Below are 552 nucleotides of genomic sequence, written 5' to 3' on the forward strand. Positions count from 1 at the left end.
GCGACGACCTTGGGCAAGACCGACTGCGTGATCTCGACAAACGCCGCGGTAATCGCCGGCAGGAAGGGCAACAGGAGCTTGTGTCCGATGGTCACGATCGGGAAGTGCTTGACCGGGTTGACCTGCGGCTCCACCAGCACGGTGACATAGAACTGGATCAGGGATTCTGAAAAGCGCCAGATCGGGGCCAAGAGTGCCTTCAACGCCAGGCTGCTCCAACGCTCGCTCAGATGGTGGGTCAGGCCCTCATCGACGCGATGTAACAGCTGCGAAAAGCGGCGCGTCACCTCCTTGAAGAAGAACAATAGCTGCTGGATCAGCCCAATAAACAGGGCCTGATTGAGCCGCTGCAGGTAAACCCCGATGCGCGTACTCAGGTTGTCAAGGAAACGACGGCCAGCTGGCGTATTGCGCGCCAAGGTGCCGAGCGCAAAGGCGAGTCCGAGCAGCCAAAGGCCGGGCTCGATCGGCACCTCGTCTACCAGCACCGCCAGCGCGATGATCGGCGCTAATGGCAACGCACCGATCAACAACGGCTGGATCAGGTTACGG

At 60.5% G+C, this 552-nt stretch carries 1 pseudogene; it reads right to left on the reverse strand.

Annotation, left to right across the window (positions count from 1 at the left end):
• Positions 1 to 552 (reverse strand): annotated as a pseudogene (locus tag CKO41_RS18335) (sulfite exporter TauE/SafE family protein); the annotation flags it as partial.

The sequence above is a fragment of the Thiococcus pfennigii genome (genome assembly GCF_016583835.1).
GTDB lineage: Bacteria > Pseudomonadota > Gammaproteobacteria > Chromatiales > Chromatiaceae > Thiococcus > Thiococcus pfennigii.